Source organism: Brucella sp. NBRC 113783, assembly GCF_040372265.1.
GTDB classification, from domain to species: Bacteria; Pseudomonadota; Alphaproteobacteria; order Rhizobiales; family Rhizobiaceae; genus Brucella; species Brucella teleogrylli.
Genome location: NZ_BAABRX010000003.1, coordinates 658792 through 684091 on the forward strand (window position 1 = coordinate 658792; position 25300 = coordinate 684091).

A 25300-nucleotide genomic window follows, 5' to 3' on the forward strand; every position below is an offset into this window, starting at 1 on the left:
CATGACCAGGAGATCAATCCCTCTTAAGGACTGAATTAAATCCGTACCTTGGTGCCCGATTGCGCAACACGGCTACTACGTCTGCGAATACCTTGTTTCTCACCTCTGAATAAGACTGCTTGGAATAATGTGCAGCATGTGGAGAAAGAAGGAGGTTTTCCACGCTCAGAAGCGGGTTGTCCATCCCTACCGGTTCCTGAACCAGCGTATCAATGCCGGCGCCAGACAGGTGTGCCGATTGGAGTGCGTCAGCCAACGCTCCTTCATCCACAAGGCCGCCGCGGGAAACGTTGACTAGGATCGCACCCTTCTTCATTCGTGCAAGCACGTCTCGTGAGATGATATTCTGTGTTTCAGGCGTGGCGGGAACATGAAGCGAAACAATATCGGATTGAGTTATCACTTCCTCGAACGTGGCTGCTTCCACACCGGTCGCAGCAATGCGGTCCGCAGCCATATAGGGATCGTAAGCGATGATCTTATACCCGAATGCTGAGGCCTTGCGTGCCGTCATACGACCGATTTGACCAAAACCGATCAAACCGAGCGTTTGATGCGATGGCCGAATAATCCCCTCGCCGTCAACCATAGCTTGCCATCGGCCTTCACGCACTGCAGTGTCGTAGCGCTTCAGCCGACGAGCGAGAGCCAACATCATTGCCACGGCGTGAGTGCTGACCTCGTCCAGATTGGAGTCTGGCACATAAGTGACCTGCACTCCTGCCCGTGTACAGGCCTCGACATCAATGGAATCGAGTCCTACACCAAAACGACCGATGACTTTGAGTTTTGGCAGCGCCTTCAAAACACGCTCAGTCACCGGTTCCCGCAAGATCATCAACGCATCTGCGTCGTAGCATTCCTCAATCAGCTCCTCTTCATTGAGAAGTGTCTTTTCTATGAAGGCCGCATCGAGCTCCGCAAGATAGGCATGTTGTTCCGGCTCAACGGCGAGAACGCCATCACACTTGACGATCTTCATGCAGATTTCCTTTCCGTTTCAGTGAGCGCGGCTCGCGTTTGCGATATGCCTCCAGCCATTGCAGCGCCGAGAAACATCGTATCGCTTGCGAGCAGATAGAACGAGATTCCTTTCCCGTACCAAGCGGCTATGTCGCTTGTATCCGGGCGGAAAATGCCTACGGCTTTGTTCGTAGAAATTGCTGTTCTTGTGATCTTTTCAATCGCAGCAACAAGCTTTTCGCGACCATTCGGTCCCATCGCATCGATGGAAACGGACAGGTCTCCGGGGCCTATGAAAATCACATCGACACCATCAACTTCTGAGATCTCTTCGATATTGGCCAGACCTTCAGCCGTTTCGACCTGGATCGCCAAAGCGATGGCATCGTTTGCTGCGGTTAGATAGTCTGGAATACGATAGCCATAGGCCGCGGCGCGACCAGGTCCAACCCCTCGAGCGCCGATCGGCGGATAGCGCGTTGCCTGAACTGCGGCCCGTGCTTGGTGAGCCGTTGATACGCGCGGCACAAGAACACCTTGCGCACCGGCATCAAGCACAGCCGCAATCGCTTCCGGTGTATGACCCGGTACCCGGACCATAGCCGGCACAGAGTGAACATCGCAAGCCCGGATCAGATCCTCAATACGCTCACGACTGATCTGCGAATGTTCCCAGTCTATGCAGACGAAATCAAGCCCGGTGGCAGCCGTCACTTCGACCGCGACAGGATGGGGGATAGCGGAAAACGTTCCTATCAGCGGTGAGCGTGCCTTGCAGCGAGCACGAAAACTTTCCATGAATCCATTCCTTTTAAAAGCGTTAGAAGACTGAAATTTCTTTCCTTCCACACAGTTTTAGCGGGCAGCAACAATTAGCGCCTCACGCCGCCGTGCAAGCCGGATGTTCACGAAACTCATGAGCCCTCCCGACAGAAGAAAAGCAGCCGCGACGAAAAGCGCATATTCATAATTACCGGTCGTATCGCGAATGATCCCGAACAGGTAGGGACCGGTGAATCCGCCGAGATTTCCAAGTGAGTTCGCCAGTGCGATCGCGGCCGCCGCCGCAGCGCCTGATACAGCAGGCCGCGGCAGCGCCCAATAGGCACTCCCGCCGGCATAAATGCCCGCCGCAACACAACAGAACGCGAACATCGAAATCAGCGGATTTGTCGTCAGAGCACCTATCACAAACCCCAATGCCCCAAGAGCACAGGGGATGAGCACGTAAAACAGGCGATCATCCGTATATTTCGTGTACCGGCTCCAGAAATAGATCGCGAGCGCGGCTGCTATATAGGGGACAGCCACCACCCAGCCCACCATCGAAGTCTGAACACCCAGTTCGCGAACGATTTGCGGAAGCCACATGTTAAGCGCATAGCCAGTTGTCAGGATAAGGAAATACTGGAGCGCGAGCGCAAGTGTAGGCAAATCCATTAATGCAGACAGTGGCGAGGCATGCTTTGCAGCAGAATTGCCTTCCGCCTGCAACTGTGCGCGCAGTACGCTTTTCTGGCTATTGTTAAGAAACTTTGCGTCTTCAACGCGATCAGGTAACCTCAGAAAGACAACAATACCGAGGATGATGGCAGGTATACCCTCGATGATAAACATCCAGCGCCAGTCGAAGGCCTCGATCAACGCTGTTGACAGCGGTGCACCAACAGCATTCGCAATAGGCCCGAACGCGAAAAAGATCGCGGTTGCCCTGCCAATCTCACGTTTCGTGTACCACTGGTTCATATAATAGACGACACCGGGAACAAAACCGGCCTCGGCAAGACCCAGAAGGAAACGGACCGCATAGAAGGAATAAGGGCCTTGTACCAAAGCCATGCACATGGAAAGAAGGCCCCATGTGACCATGATACGCGCTATCCATCGGCGCGCGCCGACCTTCTGCAAAATGAGATTGCTAGGAATCTCGAATGCAAAGTAGCCAAGAAAGAAGATACCTGCGCCAAAACCATAAGCTGCAGCCGAAAGGCCTATGTCAGCGTTCATTGTTAGAGACGCGAATCCAACATTCACGCGGTCCAGAATTGATACGAAAAAGCTAATCCCGAGCAGCGGCATTATGTTGCGTGTCACTTGTCGAGCGGTATGTTCATCCATAATTTCCCCTCCATGGGAATCAATTTCCCTCTAAGTTCCCGATATGAAAGTGTCGGCACTTTTTATTTTATTGTCGACACATATAGAAAAGATGGAGCCATGTCTAATAATTTTACGCCTTCAGACGAGCAAAACGATCCGCAAGGACGTACCGGCGACATGGTGCAGATCTTAGCCACCAGTCTGCGAGGAAAAATTCTAAGTGGGGAATTGCCAGCAGGACAAAGGGTACGCGAATCGAGCATAGCATCAGACCTCAGCGTCAGCCGCGCAACGCTGCGTGAGGCCCTGAGGCTAATCGAGAGGGGTGGATTGATCGAGAAATCACCCAACCGTTCCTATATCGTTGTTAGCTTCAATGAACGAGATATTTTCGAACTGGCCACCTTGCGTACGGCTCTTGAAGTCATGGGAGCCCGTTTAGCGCTTCAAAGAAGTTATACATCTTCCGCTTTAGCGGCGGCCATACCTGCTATCGCATCGGCTGCCGAGAACCGAGATCTCAAGTCGCTGGCAGCGGCCGACCGTCGCTTTCATGAGATATTGATCGAATGCGCTGATCACAGGCGTCTTCTGGAGTCGTATCATGCATTACAGGATCAGATTGAACTGGCCATGCTGAATGTCCAGAAACATGAACTGAATATTGCGGGAATAGCAGACCGGCACGCGCGGTTAGTTGCACTTGCCACAAACCCGGACAAATTTGTTGAAGAACTCTCTCGACACATCCGTGAGGGCATGGGCGTTAGCGATATATCGGTATTGATTTGATTCACACGGTATCATTTCGTACAAATCTTGGGGGTGGTGAACTGATTGCCAGTCAGAAATAGAATTAACCTTCGTCTTTGTAGTGGCCATTAGTTCCGAACATACTATTCTTTGTCCAACGGTTCTGGATATCGCGGCCGACTCAAAATCCCTTCTAGATGGCGGTTTTTCGTGCCTCGGAAATATAAAGCGCGCGCAGGTCGCGTGTAATTTGGCCTGGCTTCCCGGTACCAATCGATTCACCATCGATTGCAATTACGGGCGTGACAAATGTCGAGGCGCCAGTGATGAACGCTTCGTCAGCCTCCATCACCTCCTTAATAGTAAAACTGCGTTCAACAATTTCCAGCGTCGTACAAGCCACATAGCGCAAAAGGGCGGTTCGCGTAATGCCATGCAGAATATCGTTAGACAGTGCACGGGTAATCACCTTGTTGTCCTTAACGATATACGCGTTATTGGCAGTGCCCTCGGTAACAAAACCATCTTGAACGAACCACGCATCATCTACGCCTGCTTGCTTTGCCAACATTTTTGCCATTGAGGGGTAAAGCAGCTGCACAGTCTTGATATCACGACGCGCCCACCGTAGATCGGGCACAGAAATCACCTTGACCCCTGTCTTTGACTTTGGCCCGTCAATCAGATTGGACACCGCTTGTGTGAACATCACAACTGTCGGCTGAACGGCTTCGTCTGGAAACGCAAAATCCCGGTCGCCGGGGTTTCCTCTGGATATCTGCAGATAGACCAGTCCCTGATCGAGCTGGTTTTCTATGATCAGTTGCCGCAAAATATCAAGAAGCGTCTGGCGGTGAAGCGGCTGACGGATGCGCAGCTCGGAAAGTGAGCGATCCAATCGGGCTGCATGTCCGTCAAAATCGAGAATTTTGCCATCAATGACTGACACAACTTCATAGACAGCATCGGCAAACAGGAAGCCGCGGTCAAATACAGAAATATTCGCCTCGTCTTGGGGAACGAAGTTTCCATTGAGGTAAACTGTTCGCTTTTTGAGCATAGCAATAGCCTGTTAAAAATTTTTCCGCTAGGTTGTCGAGGCTGTCAATCGTTGAGGAGAGTTTCAAAGAATAGCTCTCCAATCTCTGGAAATGCCTCCGGATATTCTTCGCAGATTTCTTTACCCTGTGTCATCAGGCAGATGATGACAGGAGACTTTCCGGTGACGGCAATTCGGATCAGATCGTGTTTGTAATAGGATGCTTTGGGATCACCGGTCCAGGTATTCTTCCCCGCTTTACTCCATATCTGCGCATCAGCAGGAATACCGCCACCAAGAAATTCGGTAACCTGAAAATGCGGCTGTCTGGCTTCGGCACTATTGCGGTCACGTAGCAATGTCTGTTTTGCCCTGTTTTCAGAAGCGGCTGAGAGCGGAAGCTGACTGGAGAAAAGCGCGCTGAACAGACGCGCTGCGGCAAGCGGCGTCAGCGCGTTCAGATTTTCTCCCGCAAGCCCTGCATATTGAGCCTCACGCCCATAGCGCACATCGTCCATCAGCTTCTGCGTGATATTACAACCCTCGAACTCTGGCCAGTTGAGCCCGGAAAAGAAGCTGTTGAGGTGCTCGCGCTTTTCCCGCCATTCGTTGAACTGGGAGCCTTCCAACATGGTATCGCCGGTCGTACCCGTAATGATGTCGATGACATAATTGGTTCCGGTGTTGGATGACCACAGGATCATGTCACGCATGGCGCGAGACAGTTCTTCATGATCGGCGACATTGCCATGGTCAATAGCGTTGAGCACATGGACCAGATGAAATGCTTTGACAAGACTGCAGGGGTAGCAGCGCCAGTCGCCACGATATGAAAAGCCATCCGGCTTTTCACCGGGACCTTTCTGACGCAATGCGACGAAACCAAAATTGTCGGCCCGCAGGCCGCGGTCGGCAAACGTGTCAGTCAGGCAGCTGGTGATGACTTCACAGCGGCGCGACCAATCAGAATTATCTTCAAAGAACACTGGATGATCTTTCTATCAGGACGTTCACGGTTTAGGCGCGCTCAGCTTTCCAGCAGCGGACCAGCCCGCCGTTGACAAGATGCTGCATGGGCTGGCTTTGGTGGCAGATGTCTTCGGTAATCGGGCAACGAGGCGCAAAACGGCAACCGGGCTGGACGGCAAAGGGGTCGGGTATCTCACCACTGATCGGCTCGCCTGTTGCCTGCGGACGGCGAACATCGGGCACAGCTGCAATCAAAGCCTTTGTATAAGGATGACGGGGAGAAGCAAATAGGGCGGCACTGTCCTGCAATTCAACGATCTCACCCAGATACATGACTGCAACGCGATCACACAGATAGCGGATTACATTCATGTCATGGGAAATGAAGACTATGGTCAAACCCTTATCTTTGTTGAGCCGTTTCATAAGATTGATGATCTGCGCCTGAACAGAGGCATCAAGGGCCGAGACCGGTTCATCGGCAAACAGAACCTGCGGATTGGCGCAGAGTGCCCGCGCCACCGAGACGCGTTGTCTTTGTCCGCCGGACAAAGCATGCGGAAATTTCAACGCCGTTTCGGCTACCAGATTGACTTCCCCGAGTACGTCAAGCGCCCGCTGCCTACGCTCGCCGGCAGGAATATTGCGGTGATAATGGGAGATCACTTCTTCCAGCTGCGCGCCAATTGTCATGCGTGGATTGAGCGAGGAATAGGGATCCTGAAAGACCATCTGAAGACGGCCATCACGGTCCGGCCCGTCAAGCCGACGGCCATTGAACACCACCTCCCCTGCGCTGCCGGGCTGCAGTCCGACGCCTATGCGCGCGAGCGTGCTCTTGCCACATCCGGATTCTCCGACGATGCCGAGTATTTCTCCCTGCTCGATACCAAGGTCGACGCCACGCACCGCATGCAGACTGACAGGCGGACGGTTGGCAATAACATCGCGAAGGCTGCGCCTGACGGGAAACTTCTTTTCGATCTTCCGGAAATCAAGCACTGACATTGGCAACCTCATTCAGAATGCACGCATCGAGATGACCGAAGGATGAGCCGCCACGTAACTCCAGCGCCGGCGGGCGTCCGATCGCGCACCGAGGTTGGGCACGGAAACAGCGTGGCACAAAGCGGCAACCATCAGGCGGATTGACGAGCCCTGGGGGAGCTCCCTGAATGGGAACAAGTTCCTGGTCGCGAGCGGCTTGACCCGGAAGCGCGGCGAGCAGCGCTTTCGTATAGGGGTGCGAAGGCTTGTCCAGGACGTCGCGCACCGTGCCCGTTTCCACCATACGCCCGGCATACATCACCGCCATACGATCGCAGATCTGGGAGACGACCCCAAGATCGTGGGTGACCAAGATGATTGAGGCACCAAGGCTGTCTCGACGTTCTTTGAGGAGCCGCAATATCTGATCCTGTACGGTAACATCGAGCGCAGTGGTAGGCTCATCGGCTATGATCAGACGCGGGCGCAACGCGAGAGCCATCGCGATAACCACCCGCTGACGCAAGCCTCCTGAAAGTTCGTGCGGATAGGCGTCAAGTCGGCGCTCCGGCGACGTTACATGGACATCCCGCAACAGTTGCAGCGCCGCCTCGCGGGCTGCCTTTTTGCTGACATTTCTGTGGCGGCGTATGACTTCACTGATCTGCTTGCCGACACGCATGGTCGGATTGAGCGCCGTCAGCGGATCCTGGAAAATGAAGGCGACATCGCTTCCGCGGATCTTTGAGAGTGCTCTTTCCTTCATCGGAACGAGGTCGCCGACGCCCTCGAGCAGTATCTGACCGCCGCTGACCCGCGCGGCGGCACCACCAAAAAGGCGCAGGATCGAGCGACAGGTGGCTGACTTGCCACAGCCGGATTCGCCCACAATTCCAAAAATTTCACCGGGATTGACATCGAAGCTGATGCCATCGACGGCACGAACGACACCCGACGGGCTGCCAAACTCGGTCATGAGGTCGCGGACAGAAAGAAGGCTCATGACTTACCCCTTCGGTTTCAGCGTGGTGGACAGACCTTCGCCAAGCAGCGAAAATGCAATGCCGATCCAGACGATGGCGAGACCCGGAAAAATGGTCATCCAGGGCGCCTCGCGCATATAATCGATGCTTTCGACGATCAGCAGGCCCCATTCCGGCGCGGGAGGCTGCACACCGAGGCCGAAAAAGGACATGGCGGCCACGGCCTGAACGGTGAGCACGACATCGGACATTGAATAGACAATCGCCGGCGTGACGACATTGGGCATGATGTGGCGCAGCATCACACGCAGCTTGCCAAATCGCAAAACGCGTGTGGCGTCGATATATTCCAGCCGCGACACAAGCAGTGTTTCACCGCGCACAATGCGCGCATAGCCGATCCAGTTAACGATGAAGAAGGCGATATAAAGATTGGTTTCACTGGGCCCAAGCACCCCGACTATAGCCAGGATGAGGACATAGAATGGAAAAGCCCAGACGATATCGGTGATACGCATCAGCACCGCATCGACAATCCCGCCGAAGTAACCTGCGATCAGACCGATCATCACACCCATGATCATGGGACCGAAGACACAGATCAGCGCCAGACGCAGATCGTATACGGCGCCCGCCAGAATGCGGGTAAAAATATCGCGCCCGAAATTATCGGTGCCGAACCAGTGCAGCGCAGACGGCGGTTGCATCGCGCCCGCAAAATCGAGCGCGAAGGGATCGTAAGGTGACAATATCGGTGTCAGGACAGTAGCGGCCAGTGTGATCAGCAGCATGAGCAGGCCAATTGCACCGGACCAGGTGTGCAGAAGTTTGCCGGGAATGGACATGGTCTACTCCATCCTGACGCGTGGATCGGCCAGCGCGTAGCAGATGTCGGTAATCAAATTTACAATCACAACCATGATTGCGAAGAAGACGGTCAGGCCGCGGATGACGGGCAGATCGCGCGAAACGATGGCATCGATCAACAGGCTTCCAAGACCGGGTACAGAGAAGATCTTCTCGACCACGACGGTGCCGCCGACTATCCAGCTTACCCGCACGCCGATGATGGATATTGTTGAGATAAGGCTGTTTGGCAGCACATGGCGCAGAAAGATTTCCGGACGGCGAAGACCTTTTGCGCGGGCCGTGTCGATATAATCAGCCTTCATCGTGTCTATGAGCGCAGCGCGCAGACTCTGCTGTATGAGGGCTGCGGTTGAAAGACCGACAACCAGAGAGGGCAGGAAAAGCCGGTTTATGTTGATCCAGAAGCCAGTGCCGACACCACCGGTAGCGAACCAGCCCATGCCAAGCGCTAGCCAGATAATCAGCATATAGCAAAGCCAAAACGGCGGCATGGCAATGAGCGCCACAAACACCTGACGGATGACGTTGTCGATGAACCGGCCGCGATAAATCGCGGCGACAATGGCGAACGGGAGGGCGATCAGAAGCGCTATAATGGTTGAATAAGCCACGATTGCTAATGTGAAGGGCAATCGCTCCATCACCAGAGCGATGATTGGCTGCTTGTGGAAGATCGAAACCCCGAAACTCCCCGTCAGGCAATCACGCAGAAAATAGATGTACTGGACCCATAACGGCTTATCGAGTCCCCAGAGTTCACGCATGGCCTGCAATTCTTCAGGGCTGGCGCGGGTTCCCATCGCATGGGACGCCGGATCGCCCGGCACTATCTGAAGAAGCAGAAAACTGATCAGTGTAATCCCCAACAGAACCGGGATCAGCATCAGCAGACGTTTGAGAATGGAAAAAATCATTGCGTTCGCTGGCGTTCGATTTTGGCGTACCGCCCGGACTTCGAAAGTATCTCTCGAAAAGGCGATGGCTCACTTCATTAAGAATGCCGTACCTTGCGGAATTGACCGGCCGCATGGCTCTGGGAAATGCCGTAACCGTGATAGGCGGCGGGATTCGCGCCTGCTATCCTTAATCGACCCGCAGGCGCTGAATCGCGAGGCGATGGCTCACCTCATTTTTCGAGTTTCACATCCTCAAGGCGGAAGTTTGAAGTGGGAAGCACTTCAAAGCCCTTCACGTTGCTGCGCACCGCCCAGGCTGTCGCGGGATGATAGAGGAAAATATACGGTGCGCCGTCATGCAGGATACCGATCATTTCCTTAAACATAGCACCACGCTTTTCCCCATCAGCGGTCTTTCGCTCTTCCGCGTAAAGCTCGTTGAGACGATCATTCTTCCACTGGGTGTGGTAGGCATTCGCGCGTTCCGGATTAACGGCGACAAAACCGATGATCTGATCGGGGTCAATTGTATCGGAGGTGGTGTAGGACACCGACATATCGTAATTGCCCGCTTTGGTCGTTTCCCACTGGGTACCGCCTTCCAGCATCTGTACCTTGAGCTTGACACCAATTTGTTGCAGCATCGCCTGAAGTGCAATAGCTGCATTGCGGCTGGTTGCGGCGCCTGAGTCGACCACAAGCTGGGCCTCAAAGCCGCCGGCGTAACCCGCATCAGTCAAAAGCGCCTTTGCCTTGGCCAGGTCATAAGGATAAGGCGTTAGATTCGCATCGGCATAGGCCATGACAGGCATGGCTGATGCAGCTGGCTTGCCAGCGCCATAAAGCACGCCCTGTACCAGTGCATTCTTGTCAATCGCATAATTCAGTGCCTGACGCACACGTTCATCATCAAAGGGTTTGCGTGTGGTGTTGAGCTGCACGAAGTCGGCGCGATAAGGGATGGTCTGGCCAACACTGATACCTTCCTTATTGCCAAGCTCCTTTAGTTGATTGACGGGCGGATCGAGCGCCACATCGACTTCGCCCGCCTCAAGCTTGATGGCGCGTGCAGATGGTTCGGTGACGACATCGAGACGCGCCTCGTCAACGAAAGGCTTGCCCTGCTGCCAGTAATGCGGATTCTTAGCCAGCTCCACCTTCGAGCCCCGCACCCAGGACTTCAGCAGGAAAGGACCTGATCCAACGGGCGCATCAAAGAACGCCGCTCCCTTGGCTTCCACCTGCGCCTTGGGTAGAATCGCAGCGGCAAAAAGCCCCAGATTGTTGAAGGCCGGCGTAAAAGGTTCGGCGAGCTTCATCGTGATTTCATGCGGACTGACGATCTCAAAGCCTGTGATCGGACGATAGAACCGACCCCATCCGGATTCCTTGGAAGCAGCACGTTCAATAGAGAATTTCACGTCTTCGGCCGTCACCGGCGTGCCGTCAGAAAACTTGGCATCCCGCAACTTGAACTTCAGCGTCAGCCCATCCGGAGAAACGGTCCAGCTTTCTGCAAGGCCCGGCTCAAGCTTTTCGCCGGTTTTGTCCGGGCGAACGAGCGTGTCGAAAATGAGCAGCTGGGTCCAGATCGAACCATTGTCACTGGTTGCAATCGGATCAAGTGTGATGGGATCAAAACCGATAGCGACACGCAGTGGATCAGCTTGCGCCGTGAGAGCGGAAAGCGAAAAGACAGAGGCGAGAAAAAGGCCTTTTAGGCCGAGCCTGGAAAGCATGAAAGTGCTCCTACACCATTTGCTGTGATTGAAGCGGCATCCCCTTATTTTTTATAGCCACCGCTTCTTCAACAAAGAAATTAGACAACAACCACCCGTATGGATAATAATAAATCTGCTATCTCTTATTAATAGGCTGATAATGGATTTGCGTGAACTGGAACTGTTCGGGACGCTCATGCGCGTTGGAACGACAATTGAAACCGCGCGCTTGCTGGGAATATCTCAACCCAGTGTGAGCGGACAATTGAAGCGCCTGGAGAGCAGGCTCGGCTTCTCGCTTTTTCATCGTACCGGCAATCGTCTTGAACCGACACGCGAGGCAAATGAGCTTTTTGCGCTCTCGATGCCAATTTTCACGACGCACACCCTTGTGCGCTCTGAATTATCCACCTTGCGTCATCGCGCGTCCCGCCCAGTGGCGATTTCTGCAACGCCAGCACTCGTTGAAAGTTTTATCGGACCGGTGCTTCTTAATGCAGGTTACCGTGACTGGAGACAGCGCCTACTTTTGAAGGTTCACACACCCGAAGAGGACCTGCGCAAAGAGGAGGCTGACATCGGTTTACAAATGGCTTTACCGCCAAAGGCCGAATTTCACTCCTATATTGTCGGACAGACCCCTTTGGTTGCAGTCATTCAATCGGATCATCCACTGGCTAGATTGAAGTCACTTACCTGCGCGATTATCGCCAAACACCCGCTGGTTTGTTACAATGCAGACTGGTCGCCCATGGGCGGCACCATTCGCACAGCCTTTGCCGCTCAAGGACTAAACTATGATCCTGTATGCGTTGTGCCGTTTTGCGGAACTGTTTGCAGTCTGGTTCGTGCATGCGGTGGAGTCGGCGTCGTGGATGCGATGACTGCGCAGGATTACGCCATGCAGGGACTGGTTTCACTGCCGATCAACGATATGCCGGAGGTCTCTATCGTCGCCTTTCATCGGCGAAACGAACCGTTGCGCGCTTCGGTTCAGGATTTCCTGACGGCCCTTCGCAACCATCCATGATATCTCCCAGCTGTGAAATCGAGACCTGATTAGAATTTAACGCACGAACATTCAAATCAGCCTCAATTCCGAAGCTAAATCGATCTCAAGAACGTGACCCCCGTCGATATCATGTTCAAGTGATCCCAATCAGGACAAAAATGCCGTCACTCTGATTGGATGTAAAGCTAAGGAAAAGCGTTAAATGACCGGAATGGAAACAGACAATTTGGACTAGTCGTAATTTAGAGAAGCAGGCGTTTTCCCCAGACACCCCCACCTGATTGCCAGTCAAGAACATTTACGCGCTTTTACCGGCACTGGGCGCTCTTTTTCAGGGAAAATAACCCTCCCTTGAAATCAATCAGGACCGACGCCGTGATTGGAACGGTAAACCCGAGGAAACAGATGTCAGGTACCTTGGAAACGCGGTGGGTTGACCAGGAACATGTCTTCTATTTCCGTAACTCGACGCCGGGCGCGGTGCTATGCCTTTTCATTTTCGAACTATGCCTGCCTTGACGTAGCCGGAGGCGTCCATCCCATCAGATCTACCTAAAGTGGTGCAATCTCAATTTCTCTGGCGACGGCTTCATCAATCGGAGTCTCATATGTCATGAGGATGTAACCAAGAACTGAGTAAAAGCCAACCGTAGCGAGCAAATCGAACACCGCGGCTCTTCCAATTCGGCTGGCCAGCTTTTCTTCAAGATCGCGGGGCAGACGCCTTTTATCGAAAAGACAATCGACCGCTTCTGCGATCAGACCATCGTCTCCGGTAGGCGAGGATCGCATAGCAGCAATACGCTCATCGGACATTCCAAGCGCACGCGCACGGCTCAAATGATGCGCCCATTCGTAAGCAGACCCCATGCGATATGCTGAACGCAGAATAACCAGCTCTGAGCGCTCCAGACCCAGTGCACTATCCTTCACGATATGCTGGCGCAAAGGCGCCCAAGCCCGCACGAGATCCGGATGGTACGCCATCGTACGATAGACATTCAAAGCACCGGCAAAGCCGGACCGAAGGTCCTCGATTGCTGCAGGCCAATCGGAATCCTTTATGGGAAGGCATGGTGTATCGGTCATTGCGATCTCATTATTATCGTGTTTTGTCAAATGAAGATGCGTATTGCGCATAGAGTTCCGGAGCTCGGTCGGTCCAGATGCCTGTTGCGGCGCGATAACGCGCAATGTCGTCAAGGTCGAGTTCAACCCTTAGAACATCCTCACGGTCATGCGCGAGATTGCCCACAACACGACCGTCCGGAGCGATGACGCAAGAGCGCCCCATGAAACGCTGGTCCCCATGCGATCCTGCTCGATTACAGCTTAGAAAATAGACTCCGTTTTCAACCGCTCGCGTATAGGCGCGATGAATGTACAGACCCTCGTCTGCTACAGGCTCCGACGTAGCGCCGAACGATGCCCAGATGGATGTTATGATGCCCGCGCCCTCGCAGGCCATGATCCGTGTGATCTCAGGAAACCGGATATCATAGCATATTTGCATGCCCAGACGCGTGCCGAGCGCGGGATAGGTCGAGATACGATCACCTCTGGTGAAGTAGAGTTTCTCATTGTGCCATTGGTGGATCTTGACATAGACCCCTTCCACACCGGCCGGGGTAATCAGAAGTGAAGCATTGTGCATGACACCGGCCAAACGCCTGTCCCTTATGCCAAGCCCGACCACCAGCATGACATCATAAGTCGCGGCCATATCTTTTAGTTTTTGGACCTGCGGTCCGTCGAGATCGGCGCAAGCGTCGTATAATGCCTTTCCGTAATGTGGTACGGCGCTCACCATCGGCCCACCGGGAACCAACGGCTCGACATAGCCAGTATTGGAAAGCTCCGGAAAAATCACCAGCTTGGCCCCATGTGCGGCCTCGGTCTCGATGAACGTGCACATCCGTTCGATGTTCCGTTCAGCGGCAAGCGGCACCACATCAAATTGAATAAGACTGGCTGATATCATCATGCAACTTCCATAATGCGCCGCCCTGCGGCAAAGTCCCAATCACGGCCGGGAGCTGCCTCGATAAGCGCTCTCGTATAGTCTTCCCGTGGATTGGCGAGGATTTCGTTCGCGGCCCCATATTCGACCACTTTGCCACGTTGCATCACCATGACATCGTCGCAAATCTGGGCAGCCACGCGTAGATCATGCGTAATGAACAGGATTGCAAGATTACAGCGCTGCTGTATTTCCGCCAGCAAGTCGAGCACCTGCGCCTGTACTGAAACGTCCAATGCCGAAACAGCTTCGTCGGCAACGATGACATCCGGCTCCATCATCAATGCGCGCGCAATAGCGATACGCTGCCTTTGCCCGCCGGAAAACTGATGTGGAAAGCGCTCCAGACTGGTACTCGGAAGACCAACAACCTGCAGCAGATCGGCGGCCCGCTGCATTGCGCTCTGCCTTGTCTCTCCCATATTCAACGGCCCCTCTATCAGGCTTTCATCAACACGAAGCCGCGGATTGAGAGAACGGTTCGGGTCCTGAAAGATCATCTGGACGGCGCGCCTCGACCGGGACAACGCCCGATCGCCGCGCAGCGGAACGATGTCCTCTCCATTGACCATGACGGCACCGTCTGTCGGGTTCTCCAGGCGGAGAAGGCAACGCGCAACCGTCGATTTACCCGATCCGCTCTCGCCGACAATGCCCAGCGTTCTCCCCGGCGACAGGGAAAAGCTCACATCGACGACGGCCTTGATCTGAAGCGGCGGCTTTCTGCGCAACTGATCCAGAAAACTGCCGGTCTCGTAGATTTTTTCCAGGCCTTTGACATCCACGACATTACCGGCATCCTGCTTTTCCCGCATCGGGCGCGGGGTCAAAGATGGGACGGCACTCAAGAGTTCACGCGTATAGGTCTGTTGTGGGCTTGCGAGAACGTCATGGACGGGGCCGGTTTCAACCATCTCGCCGCGACACATGACACAGACGCGATCCGCAATATCAACCACCACGCCCATATCATGCGTAATGAACAGAACCGCCGTATTCTGCTCCTCCTGCAGTTCCCGGATAAGCGACAGGATTTGTTTCTGGGTGGTAACGTCCAGTGCGGTGGTCGGCTCATCAGCGATAAGAAGCTTGGGTTTCAACGCCAGCGCCATCGCGATCATGACGCGCTGACGTTGGCCGCCCGAAAGCTGATGCGGATAGCTGTCGTAAATTCTGGCAGGGTCGGGCAGATGCACGGACTCGAAAACATCGCGAGCCGCCTTTTTACGATCCTTCGGCGACATCTTGCGATGCGCACGATAGACTTCATCCATCTGCAAACCGATGGTCAAAACGGGATTGAGCGCGGTCATCGGCTCCTGAAAGATCATAGCCATCTCTGCGCCACGCAGGGCCTTCGTCCGGGCGGCATTCGATTTGAGAATGTCCTCTCCGTTCAGCAAAACTTCGCCTGCGACGACCTGCAACTCCTCCTTGGGCAACAGGTCCATCGTCACCAGGGACGTGACCGACTTGCCCGATCCGGATTCTCCGACGAGGCACACGGTCTCTCCGGGATAGACGTCAAAATCGATACCATGCAGGATTGGAGAAGGTCGCTTGCCCTTGGTCGCGACCTTCAATCCGCGAACCGCGAGTACGGGCGAGCCCTTATGTGCTATTTCAGCCATCAACCGGCCCTCCCCTTCATTTTAGGATCGAGACGATCACGCAGCGCATCGCCCAGCAGATTGATAGACAGAATACAAAGCGACAGCACGATTGCCGGCCAGAACACAAGCCACGGATTGAGCGCGAAATAGAGGCGGCCTTCGGCCATGATATTACCCCAGGTCGGGATTTCCGTACCGATGCCCACGCCGAGGAATGAAAGTGCGGCCTCGGTCAGGATTGCCGAAGCATAGATGTAGGTGCCCTGAACGATAAGCGGAGCAATCGTCGTCGGCAACAGGTGGCGCAGGATAAGCCTTGGCGTCGGGGTGCCAAGAAGGGTCGCGGCTTGCACGAAGGTTTCGGTTCGCGCGGCGATGACACGCGAGCGCACGAGACGCACGACCTGTGGAATCTCGGGCAGCATAATGGCGAGGATAACCGTCACCAGCCCCGCCTGGGTCAATGCAACAATGGCGATTGCCAGAAGAATGCCGGGTATGGCCATCAAACCGTCCATCATGCGCATCAGAACCGCATCGACGCCTCTGAACCAGCCCGCAATCAAGCCGAGTGGAAGGCCGATCACCAACGAACCGATTGCCACACCGGCGCCAACCAGCAGGGAAACCTGGGCACCATAGACAACGCGGGAATAGAGGTCGCGCCCGAAACTATCGGTACCCAGCCAATATTCGGCAGAGGCGGGTTTGAGCCGCATGGCGGGGTTGAGTTTTGTGGGCTCGAAATTTGCCAGCAATGGCGCAAATATCGCCATAGCGACGATTGCAACGAGTACGATCAACGCCGCTATCGTGGTCCAATGCGGGACGTTCTCGATCAATCGACGACGAGGTGTCAGGGAGCTTAAGGTCAAGGTTTCACTCATTGATAGCGGATTCTCGGATCGGTCACAGCATAGGAAAGGTCGATGATCAGATTGATCAGAACATAGGTGCCTGCGGTGAGCAAAATAATCGCCTGAATCAGCGGATAATCGCGCGAGAGCACCGCATCCACGACCAGTCGTCCAAGGCCGGGTATGTTGAACACTGTTTCCGTTACGACCACACCGGATATCATCATCGCGAAACCGCTACCGACGACCGTGAGAATAGGGATTGCCGCATTGCGCAGTGCATGTCGGAAAAGCACCACCACTTCCGACAAACCCTTGGCGCGGGCTGTCCGAACATAGTCCTCTTTTAAAACCTCGAGCATTGAGGCTCGGGTCATTCGTGAAACCAGGGCGATATAGATCGACGAAAGCGCCAATCCCGGCAGGAAGATGCGATAGAGAAACGGTCCGAAACCATCGGAAATCGACTTATAGCCCTGCACCGGAAACCATTTCAGGTGCACCGCGAAAATCGCGATCAGAATGTAACCGATCACGAAGATCGGCAACGAGAAACCAAGAACCGAAATCGACATGACCGCGCGGTCTATAATGCCGCCATGGCGCCAGGCAGCCAAAACACCGAGCGGAAGAGATATCACCACGGTCAGAAGCATGGCGACAACGGCCAGAGAGAGCGTCGGACCAATGCGCTGGCCGATCATTTCCAGCGTCGGTCGCTGCGAGATCAGCGATACACCGAAATCGCCGCGAATGAGATTGCCGGACCAGGTGAAAAACTGTTCGACAAGCGGCGCATCCAGACCAAGGGTCTGGCGGACCGCGTCGATCTGGGCGAGCGTCGCGTGATCGCCCGCAATCGCCTGCGCCGGATCGCCCGGCGTAAGTCGCAGCAGCAGGAATACAAACAGCGCGACGAAGAACATGACGGGTATCGCCATCAAAACTCTTCGCACAAAATAATAAATCATCCGATCGCCCTATCGTTGGCTCTTATGCCTGTTCAGTACCGGCCTTCTGGTTGGGTTACTTGGTGACTCCCCAAAAGAGCGTGATCGGACCCGACTGCAGATCTTTCAACTCAGCACGCCACGCTGCCACCGACTGAAACTCACCAGCGTTGTAGTAGAAGGCATCTTCATAGGCGATCTGTTGGATTTTGCTGGCAATTGCCTTCTGCTCTTCAAGTGTCGGAGCTACAAGGTAATCGGCACGGAGTTTTTCGATTTCATCGCTCTTCGGCCAACCGGACCAGGACGTTCCGTCCTTGCCGGTACCATCCAGCAGAACATTGACAAGCGGATTCCAGATGCCAGTCACACCCCAATAGGTGAAGAACATGTTCCAGCCGCCATCTTTCACCGCAGCCGTGCTGTTCTTGCGGGACTGGAGCGTTGCCCAATCCATTGATGCAATATCGACCTTGAAACCGGCCTCGCGCAGCCGCTCGGCGGCAACAATGGGCTGGGTGCTCAACACGGTTAAGTCCGTGGGCTGCATCATCAGCACCGGCGTGCCGTCATAACCGGAACTTTTGAGAAGCTCCTTTGCCTTGGCCATCCGCTCTTCGGGCGTACCGGAAATGAATTCCGAACCTGCATCCGATGCCAGCGGCACATCGCATCCATAGTCAGATGCACAGAGCTTGTAATATTTGGGATCGCCTATGGCCGTCTGCATAAGCTGCTCCTGATCGAGAGCATAGATTGCCGCCTGTCGGATGGCAGGCTTGTCAAAAGGCGGCAACAGATGATTGAGACGCGCCGTAACCTGATTGCCGAGCGGATTGATGACGCCGACCTTCACATCGCTGTTGGCTTCCAGAAGCGGCACGAGATCGGTCGTCACCTGTTCTATGAGATCGACATCGCCGGACTGCAACGCATTGATCGAAGTCTGCATGTCGGGCATGGCTTTCCAGACCACCCGATCGACATTGACGATCTTGCCGCCCGCGGTCCAGCTCATCGGTTCGGAACGAGGCTTATAGTCGGTGTTTTTGACATAAACGGCCTGATCGCCCGGTCGGTACTCACTGGCGACGAACTTGAAGGGACCCGATCCATCCATTTCGGAAATCTGCTGACCCTTGGGGGTCTCGGCCAGACGCTTCGGCATCATGAACGGCGGGATCGGCGAAGGCTTGGCGAGCAGTTCCAGAACCTGACCGAATGGCTTGGCGAGTTTGATGACGATCTGCTTGTCGGAAGCCGCATCGATCGAGGCGACATGCGCCATCAAGGTGCGGCCTGCCCCGTCATTCTCGGCCCAGCGTTTCAGCGAGGCAACGCAATCCTCGGCGGTGACCGGCGACCCGTCGTGCCAGTTCAGGCCGTCCCGCAGCGTAAGCGTGTAGGTCATCCTGTCGTCGGAGACCGTATAGTCGGCCATCTGCGGCTGCGGCTGATAATTGGCATCCATCCCGAGCAGGGTATCGAAGACCATGAAGCCGTGTGTCCGGACGATCTGGGCCGTGCTGATCGCCGGATCGAGTGTCCGCAGCGGCGCCTGCATGACCGCAGTCAATGTGGTTTCGGCAAATGCCGGTGCACCGAACATGCTTGCCGCCAGAAGGCCGATGGCGGGCAGGCCTTTGTGATAAATAGTCATTTTACACCTCTGGAGAGATTATTTTTATGGTTGGAAGAAGCTTCATTCCACGGAAAGACATCCAAGGTATCGAGCTGTCGATAGGGGATCAGGCGCACATCCGCCGGACCGAGATCGGGCGTATCGACCACAATGATGCGGTCGGCGATCGGTTCATAGAAATCGCGGAAGTGGGTTTTCGAACGCAAGAGAATGACATCGTAGTCTTCAGGACGCTCATCGAAAATGTAGAATGGATCGCCATCGACCGCGAAGGCGAAATGGGAAACCACCGATATCCGGATTGGTCCGACATCGATCAGGGCAGTTAGTCCAAGATCGACCGACGAGCCTTTCTGATAACGGCCGGAAACGCGGTAAGATTTCTGGCCGCTCCAGACGACCTTGGCAGCGACCTGCAATGGTCCGCCCGTGGCAGGGTCCGTCTTGCCGGCCAGATTGGCAACAATCCCGGCACCGGCTCCGGCCGCATGGGCTTCTTGCGCCGTCTGCGGATCGAGGAGAAAGGGGACATGAACACGCCCCACATTCTTGTCAATCAAGGCACGCAGAACATGCGTGGAATCGTTCATGCGGTCTGCATGTTCGAGCAGAATAATGGGCCGTCCTTGAGCCGGTCGTTTTTCGACATCCGCAATCGCCGCTTCCACGCCTGAGACCGGCACCGCAGCCAGCAGTGCCCGACGGTTTTCATGAAGCGTCGACGACAACCGGTCCGCCTTGCGCTGGGCTACCATCTCGCCGGACCAATCCATGCAGATAACCGACATACCAGTATTCGGACTGTCGGCATAGGAGAACCCCGCCATGACGGAAATATCGCAATCGCTCTCAGCCTCTGTGGCACGTGCTTGCGCAATAATGGCTGCCAGAGGCTGCAACGAGGTCGCCGACATGATCGACGGAATCACAATGTCAGGACGTGCGACGGCAAGACCGGGGCGAAGGCCGGTCTTGATCGTTCTCACAAGGGCAGTGGCGGCCCGTTCTCCCGTCTCACCCATATCGATATGCGGTGAGTGCCCATAGGCGACGGCGATATCGGCATTGCGCAAGGTCGCCCGGTCGATATTGCCATGATAGTCGAGGGCGACGGCAATGGGCATATTCGGCACTTTGTCGCGAACGGCATCGATGATGAAGCGCTCGACATCTTCATATCCGGGTGCCCAGCAGGCACCGTGGAGGAACAGAATGATGCCGTCGATATCGCCGGATCGATCCAGCCCAGCCAGAATCTCGTTCTTATAGAATTCAATCGCCTCATCGGCAGCCGGTCCCAATGCGCCAAGCAATGTGTGGAACAACGGTATCAGTTCGACACCGTTATTCTCACAAATCTTGATGACGCCACCGGGAACGGTATTCGTGCCGCGAAACTGCTCGATCAGAGCTGACCCGCGAACGCATACGCGTTCGAAATCCTGCATTCCGACGATCTGCGGTACGGCCGTGACGGACTCAAGATTGAAACCGGCAAATACGATGCGGTGGGACATCCTTCAGCTCCGAAGCGAAGCGTCGATTGCTGCCGATACCCGATCAACGATCAGATCGACCTCTTCAGGCTGAATGATGTAAGGCGGCGCCAGCAGGATATGGTCGCCACGAATACCGTCAATCGTGCCGCCCATCGGGTAGCATAAGAGTCCACGTTCCATGGCCTCGCGCTTGATCTTAGCGTGCAACTTCCTCGTGGGATCGAACGGTTCCTTGGTGTCTCTGTCAGCCACAATCTCAATTCCGCTGAACAGCCCTCGCCCTCGAATGTCGCCCACATTTGCATTTTGTCCGAGTGCGGCTTCAAGACCGGCCTGCAACCGGTCGCCCATACGGACGACATTGTCGATGATGTCGGTTTGTGAAAGGATTTCGACGACCTTGTCGGCGGCAGCGACCGCCACGGGATGGCCGATATAGGTATGGCCGTGCTGGAACATGCCGGACCCGTCTGCGAAAGCCCGGTAAATCCGCTCGGACAGAAGAACCGCGCCTATCGGCTGATAGCCGCCTCCCAGGCCTTTCGCGATCGTGACAAGATCGGGAACAATGCCTTCCTGCTCAAACGCGAAAAGCGTACCCGTGCGCCCCATGCCGCACATGACTTCGTCAAGGACGAGCAAGATACCGTATTTGTCGCAAACGGCGCGGATTTTCTTGAAATAATCGGCGACCGGGCCAACCGCACCCAGCGTTGCGCCCACAACCGGCTCGGCAACGAAAGCAATGACTTCATCTGCGCCGAGTTCAATGATTTTGGCTTCGAGTTCCGCTGCCAGACGCGTCGCATAATCCGCCCCATCTTCCTGCGCGCCCTGATCGCGATAGGAATAACAGGGAGATACGTGGTGGGTCTCGGGCAGGATGGGCTGGAACTGCGCGCGACGCCACGCATTGCCGCCCGTCGCGAGCGCACCGATCGTGTTGCCGTGATAGCTCTGGCGCCGGGCGATGATATGGCGACGCTGGGGCTGTCCGGTTTCGACGAAATACTGGCGGGCCATTTTCAAAGCAGCCTCGACCGCTTCGGACCCACCCGAGACAAAATAAACACGATCCAGCCCGCCCGGCGTTGCAGCGACAAGACGATCAGCAAGAGATTCAGCCGCATCGGTCGTGAAGAACGATGTATGCGCATAGCTGATGCGATCGATCTGCGCCTTCATGGCACCAGCGACTTCCGCATTGCCGTGACCGAGACAACTGACGGCAGCTCCGCCCGACCCGTCGATGTAGCTGCGCCCTTCACTGTCCGTGATATAGATGCCCTGTCCGGCTACAGCCCTTGGCAAACTGGCGCTGATGGAACGGTGGAGAATTCTTGTCATGTATCTCTCGATTGTTCTTAAAAGACTTTCATCGGTCTGCGTTTCGACACATTTGTTGCAGGCTTTGCCCGGGATTGCAACATTTGTTTTATTGTCTGTTTTGTAGGCACAAACGTATTTTTTATGCATTTATGAAACATTCAGCTCGTCCTGGCGGCTTCGAAAAAAGCGACATAACTTTCCGAAATTATTTGACTTTTTTCTCGACACCATTGAATTCTGTCGAACCCTATCGGACGAAAGACGATACAAATGTTGCAAGAAGACCCTCTGCGGGCACGCATCATTGCACGCTTTGACGAAATGTCACATCAGCTCCAGCAGGCTGCACGATACATCCTGGAACATCCACAGGATGTTGCATTCGTGTCCATGCGGGAGCTGGCCCGCAATGCAGGCGTGCAGCCTTCGACGATCACGCGCCTGACCAAATTCCTAGGCCTGAACAGCTATGAGGAAATACGCTCCCACCATGCTCAAGTCATCCGAATCAGCGCAGACGGTTTCGCCGCCCGTGCGCTTCAAAACAACGTTGACGACTCAAGCGCGGGCACTAACGATCTTGCTCGCCGTATGCTTCATGGGCTGTCAGACCAGATCGCCCGGCTCTGTGAGCCGCAATCTCTCAGACAACTGAACGCCACAGCCGACTACCTTTTGAAAGCGCGTCGCGTCTATGTTCTCGGACTGCGATCCTGCCATTCCGTCGCCTGGAACTTTCATTACGTGATGACATTGCTTGGCGACAAAACCATCCATCTGGACGGCCCCGCCGGAACTGGCGGCGACGCACTCATGCGCGCGACATCCGACGACGCCCTGTTTGTCATCTCGATCAATCCTTACGCCTTGCAGACCCTGGAACTTGCCGCAGCAGCCCGGCAAAAAGGCATGTCGATTGTGGCCATCACCGACAGCGAGGTTTCGCCGCTGGTCTCAATCGCGAATCAGAGCGTACTGATTTCGACCGAGAGCCAAACCTTCTTTCATACATTGACCCCTGCGCTGGCCGTTTCCGAAGTGCTTTGTGGTCTTCTGGCCAACCGCAACCGCTCCCAATCTGTGGAAGCCCTGACAAATGCGGACCGCTATCTGCAGTCGTTGAACATCTATTCGAGCACGATTCCACGCCGAAAAATATAGAGCGTTTCCGGTTAAAACAGGAAGGTTGGAGCCGCTCTATCCCGTCGCCCAAACAGCAACATGTCGGATGACGGTTCTGTCGCGAAATTTTCACTTCTGCTGCGCTACTGTCCCTTCGGAGCGCATAATTGAGTGAGGTGACAGGGTATGGCAATCGATTTCAAAGGGGCTCATTTTCCTAAAAGTGTCATCTTTTACGTCGTTTTCTTCTACGTGCGCTATCCCGGGTCCTATCGTGACCTGCAGGAAATTATGGCCGAACGTGGTGTGAGCGTTGACCATGCAACATTGAACCGTTGGGTTGTCCGTTACGCGCCACAGATCGCAGATCAGGCACAGAAGCGTAAACGTCGAACGCTTGCGTCATGGCGTGTTGACGAGACCTATATCAAGGTTCGTGGTCAATGGACCTATCTGTACCGAGCCGTTGATTGTGACGGACAAACGCTTGATTTCATGCTCGCCGAACGCCGAAATCTCGGTGCTGCACGGCGTTTCTTCAAGAAAGCCATTGCAGCCAACGGTGTTCCAGACAAAATTGTCATTGATAAAAGCGGAGCCAATCTGGCCGGAGCACAAGCTGTAAACACAATCCTGAAAATCACCGGTCAAAGAAAGATGATTGAAATCCTGCAGGTTAAATATCTCAACAACATCCTTGAGCAGGATCACCGGTTTATCAAGCGAATTGCCAAACACATGTTGGGCTTCAAGGCATTTCATTCGGCTTCAGCGACAATCGCGGGCATCGAAGTGGCACATATGATCCGCAAGAAGCAGTTCGCAAATGACAACCGCTCGCCATTCGAGGTCTTTGCGGAGCTTGCAGCATAATTGCGTCTGAAGATCATGCCGCTTTTAACCTGATGAAAAATTTGCGACATAACCCTCGCTTCGTCATAAAGGTTTCCTTTCAACTCATGAAAACCTCTCCACTTTTCCGAAGCAAGTCCACTCCGCCACTGCATCCTATGCTTCAATATCCTCGCTCGCGGTTGATCTCGCCGAACAGCGCTTCGCTCCTACGCAGTCGTTCCAGGTTTTCAACGAGTACGTCTGCCGCACCTTGGCTGTCAGTCATGCAAGCGATATGCGGGGTAACGATCACCTTTGGATGAGACCAGAGTGGATGTCCGGACGGGAGCGGTTCCGGTGCTGTTACATCAATGAAGGCGGAGGAAAGCTGGCCGCTATCGAGCGCCGCGAGAAGCGCGTCATAATCCGTCTGCGGCCCGCGACCGACCAGAACCACGCTTGCCCCCGTGGGCAAACAGCCAAAAAATTCGGCATTGATCAAGCCTTCCGTTTCTGCCGTGAGCGGCAGCAGGCAGACGAGTATATCTGTTTGCGCAGTGAATGCTTTAAGTCCTTCCGCGCCGGAGAAACACTGCACGCCATCAATATTCTTCTCGCTTCGGCTCCAGCCGGACAGTGGAAAACCAAAAGGCTTGAGTGCCGTCAACGCAGCTTGCCCAAGATATCCAAGCCCCATTACACCTACACGGCTGTGACGCGCGCTCGGCTGAGGCAAGGTCTGCCAGACCTCGTTACGACACTGTTGCAAATAACTGGGCAACTGTCGGAATAGTGCCAGCACCGCGAGTGTCACATATTCCTGCATCATGCGTGCAAGACCCGGCTCAGTCATGCGGACAATGCGGATATGAGAAGGGATACCTGCTTCCAGAAATTGCTCTACACCCGCCCCGCTCGAAAAAATAATCTCGAGCGCGGGGAACCGATCCAGCAGTCCTTCAGGAACCTGCCAACATAACAAATGACGTACCCTTGCCGAAGCATCGGCATCCAACTCCCCGGACAGGAACTCCACTTCCGGCAATTCGCGCGCAAATACATCGCGGATCACCCCGGTGCGGGTCGCGTCGAGGGAACAATAGAAAGCCATAACGCCTCCCCTTGCGCGACACGCAGCCCG

The 25300-nt window shown here is 54.8% G+C and carries 23 protein-coding genes; 4 read left to right on the forward strand and 19 right to left on the reverse strand.

The features are described from left to right. Positions 1–13 precede the first annotated feature (13 nt). From ABWW11_RS13655 to ABWW11_RS13665, 3 genes are read right to left on the reverse strand one after another with little or no spacing between them, the layout of a single operon-like run. A complete protein-coding gene (locus ABWW11_RS13655; protein ID WP_109365765.1) occupies positions 14–982 on the reverse strand; it encodes a C-terminal binding protein in 969 nt (322 codons plus the stop codon). Continuing rightward, positions 979–1761 (reverse strand): HpcH/HpaI aldolase family protein, encoded by a 783-nt coding sequence (locus tag ABWW11_RS13660; protein WP_109365764.1) that lies wholly within the window; start codon positions 1759–1761, stop codon positions 979–981. The genes ABWW11_RS13655 and ABWW11_RS13660 overlap by 4 nt, the downstream gene beginning before the upstream one ends. Positions 1762–1818: 57 nt before the next feature. Then, a complete protein-coding gene (locus ABWW11_RS13665) occupies positions 1819–3081 on the reverse strand; it encodes an MFS transporter (RefSeq protein ID WP_109365763.1) in 1263 nt (420 codons plus the stop codon). Between the two features lie 99 nt (positions 3082–3180). On the opposite strand from ABWW11_RS13665, the gene ABWW11_RS13670 reads away from it, so the two are divergent. Beyond that, on the forward strand, positions 3181–3855 hold the full coding sequence (locus ABWW11_RS13670; protein ID WP_181375961.1) for a GntR family transcriptional regulator: 675 nt from the start codon (positions 3181–3183) through the stop codon (positions 3853–3855). Positions 3856–4009: 154 nt separating this feature from the next. Here ABWW11_RS13670 and ABWW11_RS13675 read toward each other — a convergent pair whose 3' ends face one another. The 7 genes from ABWW11_RS13675 to ABWW11_RS13705 form a co-directional block, all read right to left on the reverse strand. Next, positions 4010–4876, reverse strand: coding sequence for a D-amino-acid transaminase (locus tag ABWW11_RS13675; RefSeq protein WP_109365762.1), 867 nt, complete (start codon positions 4874–4876; stop codon positions 4010–4012). Between the two features lie 44 nt (positions 4877–4920). After that, a complete protein-coding gene (locus ABWW11_RS13680) occupies positions 4921–5841 on the reverse strand; it encodes a serine hydrolase (protein ID WP_109365761.1) in 921 nt (306 codons plus the stop codon). A 31-nt stretch (positions 5842–5872) separates the two neighbouring features. Then, the gene (locus tag ABWW11_RS13685) at positions 5873–6832 is read right to left on the reverse strand and encodes an ABC transporter ATP-binding protein (RefSeq protein WP_011982801.1); all 960 of its coding nucleotides are present in this window, start codon (positions 6830–6832) and stop codon (positions 5873–5875) included. Further along, positions 6819–7814, reverse strand: coding sequence for an ABC transporter ATP-binding protein (locus tag ABWW11_RS13690; protein ID WP_109365760.1), 996 nt, complete (start codon positions 7812–7814; stop codon positions 6819–6821). Before ABWW11_RS13690 ends, ABWW11_RS13685 begins: the two co-directional genes overlap by 14 nt. A 3-nt stretch (positions 7815–7817) precedes the next feature. Next, positions 7818–8639, reverse strand: a complete 822-nt coding sequence (locus ABWW11_RS13695) for an ABC transporter permease (RefSeq protein ID WP_011982799.1) — start codon at positions 8637–8639, stop codon at positions 7818–7820. Positions 8640–8642: 3 nt separating this feature from the next. Then, positions 8643–9578, reverse strand: coding sequence for an ABC transporter permease (locus ABWW11_RS13700; protein ID WP_109365759.1), 936 nt, complete (start codon positions 9576–9578; stop codon positions 8643–8645). 212 nt (positions 9579–9790) lie between these two features. Continuing rightward, positions 9791–11299: an ABC transporter substrate-binding protein gene (locus ABWW11_RS13705; RefSeq protein ID WP_109365758.1), complete on the reverse strand. Its 1509-nt coding sequence runs from the start codon at positions 11297–11299 to the stop codon at positions 9791–9793. A 142-nt stretch (positions 11300–11441) separates the two neighbouring features. On the opposite strand from ABWW11_RS13705, the gene ABWW11_RS13710 reads away from it, so the two are divergent. Next, complete coding sequence (locus ABWW11_RS13710; protein ID WP_078340278.1) at positions 11442–12311, forward strand: LysR family transcriptional regulator; 870 nt, start codon at positions 11442–11444, stop codon at positions 12309–12311. Between the two features lie 534 nt (positions 12312–12845). Here the strand turns inward: ABWW11_RS13710 and ABWW11_RS13715 are convergent. From ABWW11_RS13715 to ABWW11_RS13750, 8 genes are read right to left on the reverse strand one after another with little or no spacing between them, the layout of a single operon-like run. Beyond that, positions 12846–13382, reverse strand: coding sequence for a carboxymuconolactone decarboxylase family protein (locus tag ABWW11_RS13715; protein ID WP_109365757.1), 537 nt, complete (start codon positions 13380–13382; stop codon positions 12846–12848). Positions 13383–13395: 13 nt separating this feature from the next. Then, the gene (locus ABWW11_RS13720) at positions 13396–14277 is read right to left on the reverse strand and encodes a carbon-nitrogen hydrolase family protein (RefSeq protein ID WP_244597022.1); all 882 of its coding nucleotides are present in this window, start codon (positions 14275–14277) and stop codon (positions 13396–13398) included. Continuing rightward, a complete protein-coding gene (locus ABWW11_RS13725; protein ID WP_319080275.1) occupies positions 14274–15944 on the reverse strand; it encodes an ABC transporter ATP-binding protein in 1671 nt (556 codons plus the stop codon). The genes ABWW11_RS13720 and ABWW11_RS13725 overlap by 4 nt, the downstream gene beginning before the upstream one ends. Further along, a complete protein-coding gene (locus ABWW11_RS13730; RefSeq protein ID WP_109365755.1) occupies positions 15944–16813 on the reverse strand; it encodes an ABC transporter permease in 870 nt (289 codons plus the stop codon). The genes ABWW11_RS13725 and ABWW11_RS13730 overlap by 1 nt, the downstream gene beginning before the upstream one ends. Next, entirely contained in the window at positions 16810–17754 is a 945-nt protein-coding gene (locus ABWW11_RS13735; RefSeq protein WP_078341195.1) for an ABC transporter permease, read from the reverse strand. The genes ABWW11_RS13730 and ABWW11_RS13735 overlap by 4 nt, the downstream gene beginning before the upstream one ends. A gap of 55 nt (positions 17755–17809) precedes the next feature. Next, complete coding sequence (locus tag ABWW11_RS13740) at positions 17810–19393, reverse strand: ABC transporter substrate-binding protein (RefSeq protein WP_109365754.1); 1584 nt, start codon at positions 19391–19393, stop codon at positions 17810–17812. Then, a complete protein-coding gene (locus ABWW11_RS13745) occupies positions 19390–20892 on the reverse strand; it encodes a M81 family metallopeptidase (protein WP_109365753.1) in 1503 nt (500 codons plus the stop codon). Before ABWW11_RS13745 ends, ABWW11_RS13740 begins: the two co-directional genes overlap by 4 nt. A 3-nt stretch (positions 20893–20895) precedes the next feature. After that, on the reverse strand, positions 20896–22221 hold the full coding sequence (locus tag ABWW11_RS13750; protein WP_319080274.1) for an aspartate aminotransferase family protein: 1326 nt from the start codon (positions 22219–22221) through the stop codon (positions 20896–20898). Between the two features lie 252 nt (positions 22222–22473). Between ABWW11_RS13750 and ABWW11_RS13755 the strand changes: the two genes are divergently transcribed. Both ABWW11_RS13755 and ABWW11_RS13760 read left to right on the forward strand, forming a co-directional pair. After that, a complete protein-coding gene (locus ABWW11_RS13755) occupies positions 22474–23364 on the forward strand; it encodes a MurR/RpiR family transcriptional regulator (RefSeq protein WP_319080273.1) in 891 nt (296 codons plus the stop codon). A gap of 147 nt (positions 23365–23511) precedes the next feature. After that, positions 23512–24198 carry an IS6 family transposase gene (locus tag ABWW11_RS13760; protein ID WP_319080272.1) on the forward strand — a complete coding sequence of 229 codons (687 nt, stop codon included), beginning with the start codon at positions 23512–23514 and terminating at the stop codon, positions 24196–24198. Positions 24199–24340: 142 nt separating this feature from the next. On the opposite strand, the gene ABWW11_RS13765 is transcribed toward ABWW11_RS13760, so the two are convergent. Further along, positions 24341–25270: a 2-hydroxyacid dehydrogenase gene (locus ABWW11_RS13765; RefSeq protein WP_319080271.1), complete on the reverse strand. Its 930-nt coding sequence runs from the start codon at positions 25268–25270 to the stop codon at positions 24341–24343. Positions 25271–25300: the final 30 nt, after the last annotated feature.

What these genes read in the sequence shown, in the direction of transcription:
- ABWW11_RS13740 (WP_109365754.1), bottom strand. Translation starts at nt 19,393, where the DNA reads ATGACTATTTATCACAAAGGCCTGCCCGCCATCGGCCTTCTGGCGGCA.
- ABWW11_RS13665 (WP_109365763.1), bottom strand. Translation starts at nt 3,081, where the DNA reads ATGGATGAACATACCGCTCGACAAGTGACACGCAACATAATGCCGCTG.
- ABWW11_RS13670 (WP_181375961.1), top strand. Translation starts at nt 3,181, where the DNA reads ATGTCTAATAATTTTACGCCTTCAGACGAGCAAAACGATCCGCAAGGA.
- ABWW11_RS13745 (WP_109365753.1), bottom strand. Translation starts at nt 20,892, where the DNA reads ATGTCCCACCGCATCGTATTTGCCGGTTTCAATCTTGAGTCCGTCACG.
- ABWW11_RS13685 (WP_011982801.1), bottom strand. Translation starts at nt 6,832, where the DNA reads ATGTCAGTGCTTGATTTCCGGAAGATCGAAAAGAAGTTTCCCGTCAGG.
- ABWW11_RS13715 (WP_109365757.1), bottom strand. Translation starts at nt 13,382, where the DNA reads ATGACCGATACACCATGCCTTCCCATAAAGGATTCCGATTGGCCTGCA.
- ABWW11_RS13760 (WP_319080272.1), top strand. Translation starts at nt 23,512, where the DNA reads ATGGCAATCGATTTCAAAGGGGCTCATTTTCCTAAAAGTGTCATCTTT.
- ABWW11_RS13675 (WP_109365762.1), bottom strand. Translation starts at nt 4,876, where the DNA reads ATGCTCAAAAAGCGAACAGTTTACCTCAATGGAAACTTCGTTCCCCAA.
- ABWW11_RS13705 (WP_109365758.1), bottom strand. Translation starts at nt 11,299, where the DNA reads ATGCTTTCCAGGCTCGGCCTAAAAGGCCTTTTTCTCGCCTCTGTCTTT.
- ABWW11_RS13655 (WP_109365765.1), bottom strand. Translation starts at nt 982, where the DNA reads ATGAAGATCGTCAAGTGTGATGGCGTTCTCGCCGTTGAGCCGGAACAA.
- ABWW11_RS13725 (WP_319080275.1), bottom strand. Translation starts at nt 15,944, where the DNA reads ATGGCTGAAATAGCACATAAGGGCTCGCCCGTACTCGCGGTTCGCGGA.
- ABWW11_RS13730 (WP_109365755.1), bottom strand. Translation starts at nt 16,813, where the DNA reads ATGAGTGAAACCTTGACCTTAAGCTCCCTGACACCTCGTCGTCGATTG.
- ABWW11_RS13710 (WP_078340278.1), top strand. Translation starts at nt 11,442, where the DNA reads ATGGATTTGCGTGAACTGGAACTGTTCGGGACGCTCATGCGCGTTGGA.
- ABWW11_RS13750 (WP_319080274.1), bottom strand. Translation starts at nt 22,221, where the DNA reads ATGACAAGAATTCTCCACCGTTCCATCAGCGCCAGTTTGCCAAGGGCT.
- ABWW11_RS13695 (WP_011982799.1), bottom strand. Translation starts at nt 8,639, where the DNA reads ATGTCCATTCCCGGCAAACTTCTGCACACCTGGTCCGGTGCAATTGGC.
- ABWW11_RS13765 (WP_319080271.1), bottom strand. Translation starts at nt 25,270, where the DNA reads ATGGCTTTCTATTGTTCCCTCGACGCGACCCGCACCGGGGTGATCCGC.
- ABWW11_RS13660 (WP_109365764.1), bottom strand. Translation starts at nt 1,761, where the DNA reads ATGGAAAGTTTTCGTGCTCGCTGCAAGGCACGCTCACCGCTGATAGGA.
- ABWW11_RS13690 (WP_109365760.1), bottom strand. Translation starts at nt 7,814, where the DNA reads ATGAGCCTTCTTTCTGTCCGCGACCTCATGACCGAGTTTGGCAGCCCG.
- ABWW11_RS13720 (WP_244597022.1), bottom strand. Translation starts at nt 14,277, where the DNA reads ATGATGATATCAGCCAGTCTTATTCAATTTGATGTGGTGCCGCTTGCC.
- ABWW11_RS13755 (WP_319080273.1), top strand. Translation starts at nt 22,474, where the DNA reads ATGTTGCAAGAAGACCCTCTGCGGGCACGCATCATTGCACGCTTTGAC.
- ABWW11_RS13700 (WP_109365759.1), bottom strand. Translation starts at nt 9,578, where the DNA reads ATGATTTTTTCCATTCTCAAACGTCTGCTGATGCTGATCCCGGTTCTG.
- ABWW11_RS13735 (WP_078341195.1), bottom strand. Translation starts at nt 17,754, where the DNA reads ATGATTTATTATTTTGTGCGAAGAGTTTTGATGGCGATACCCGTCATG.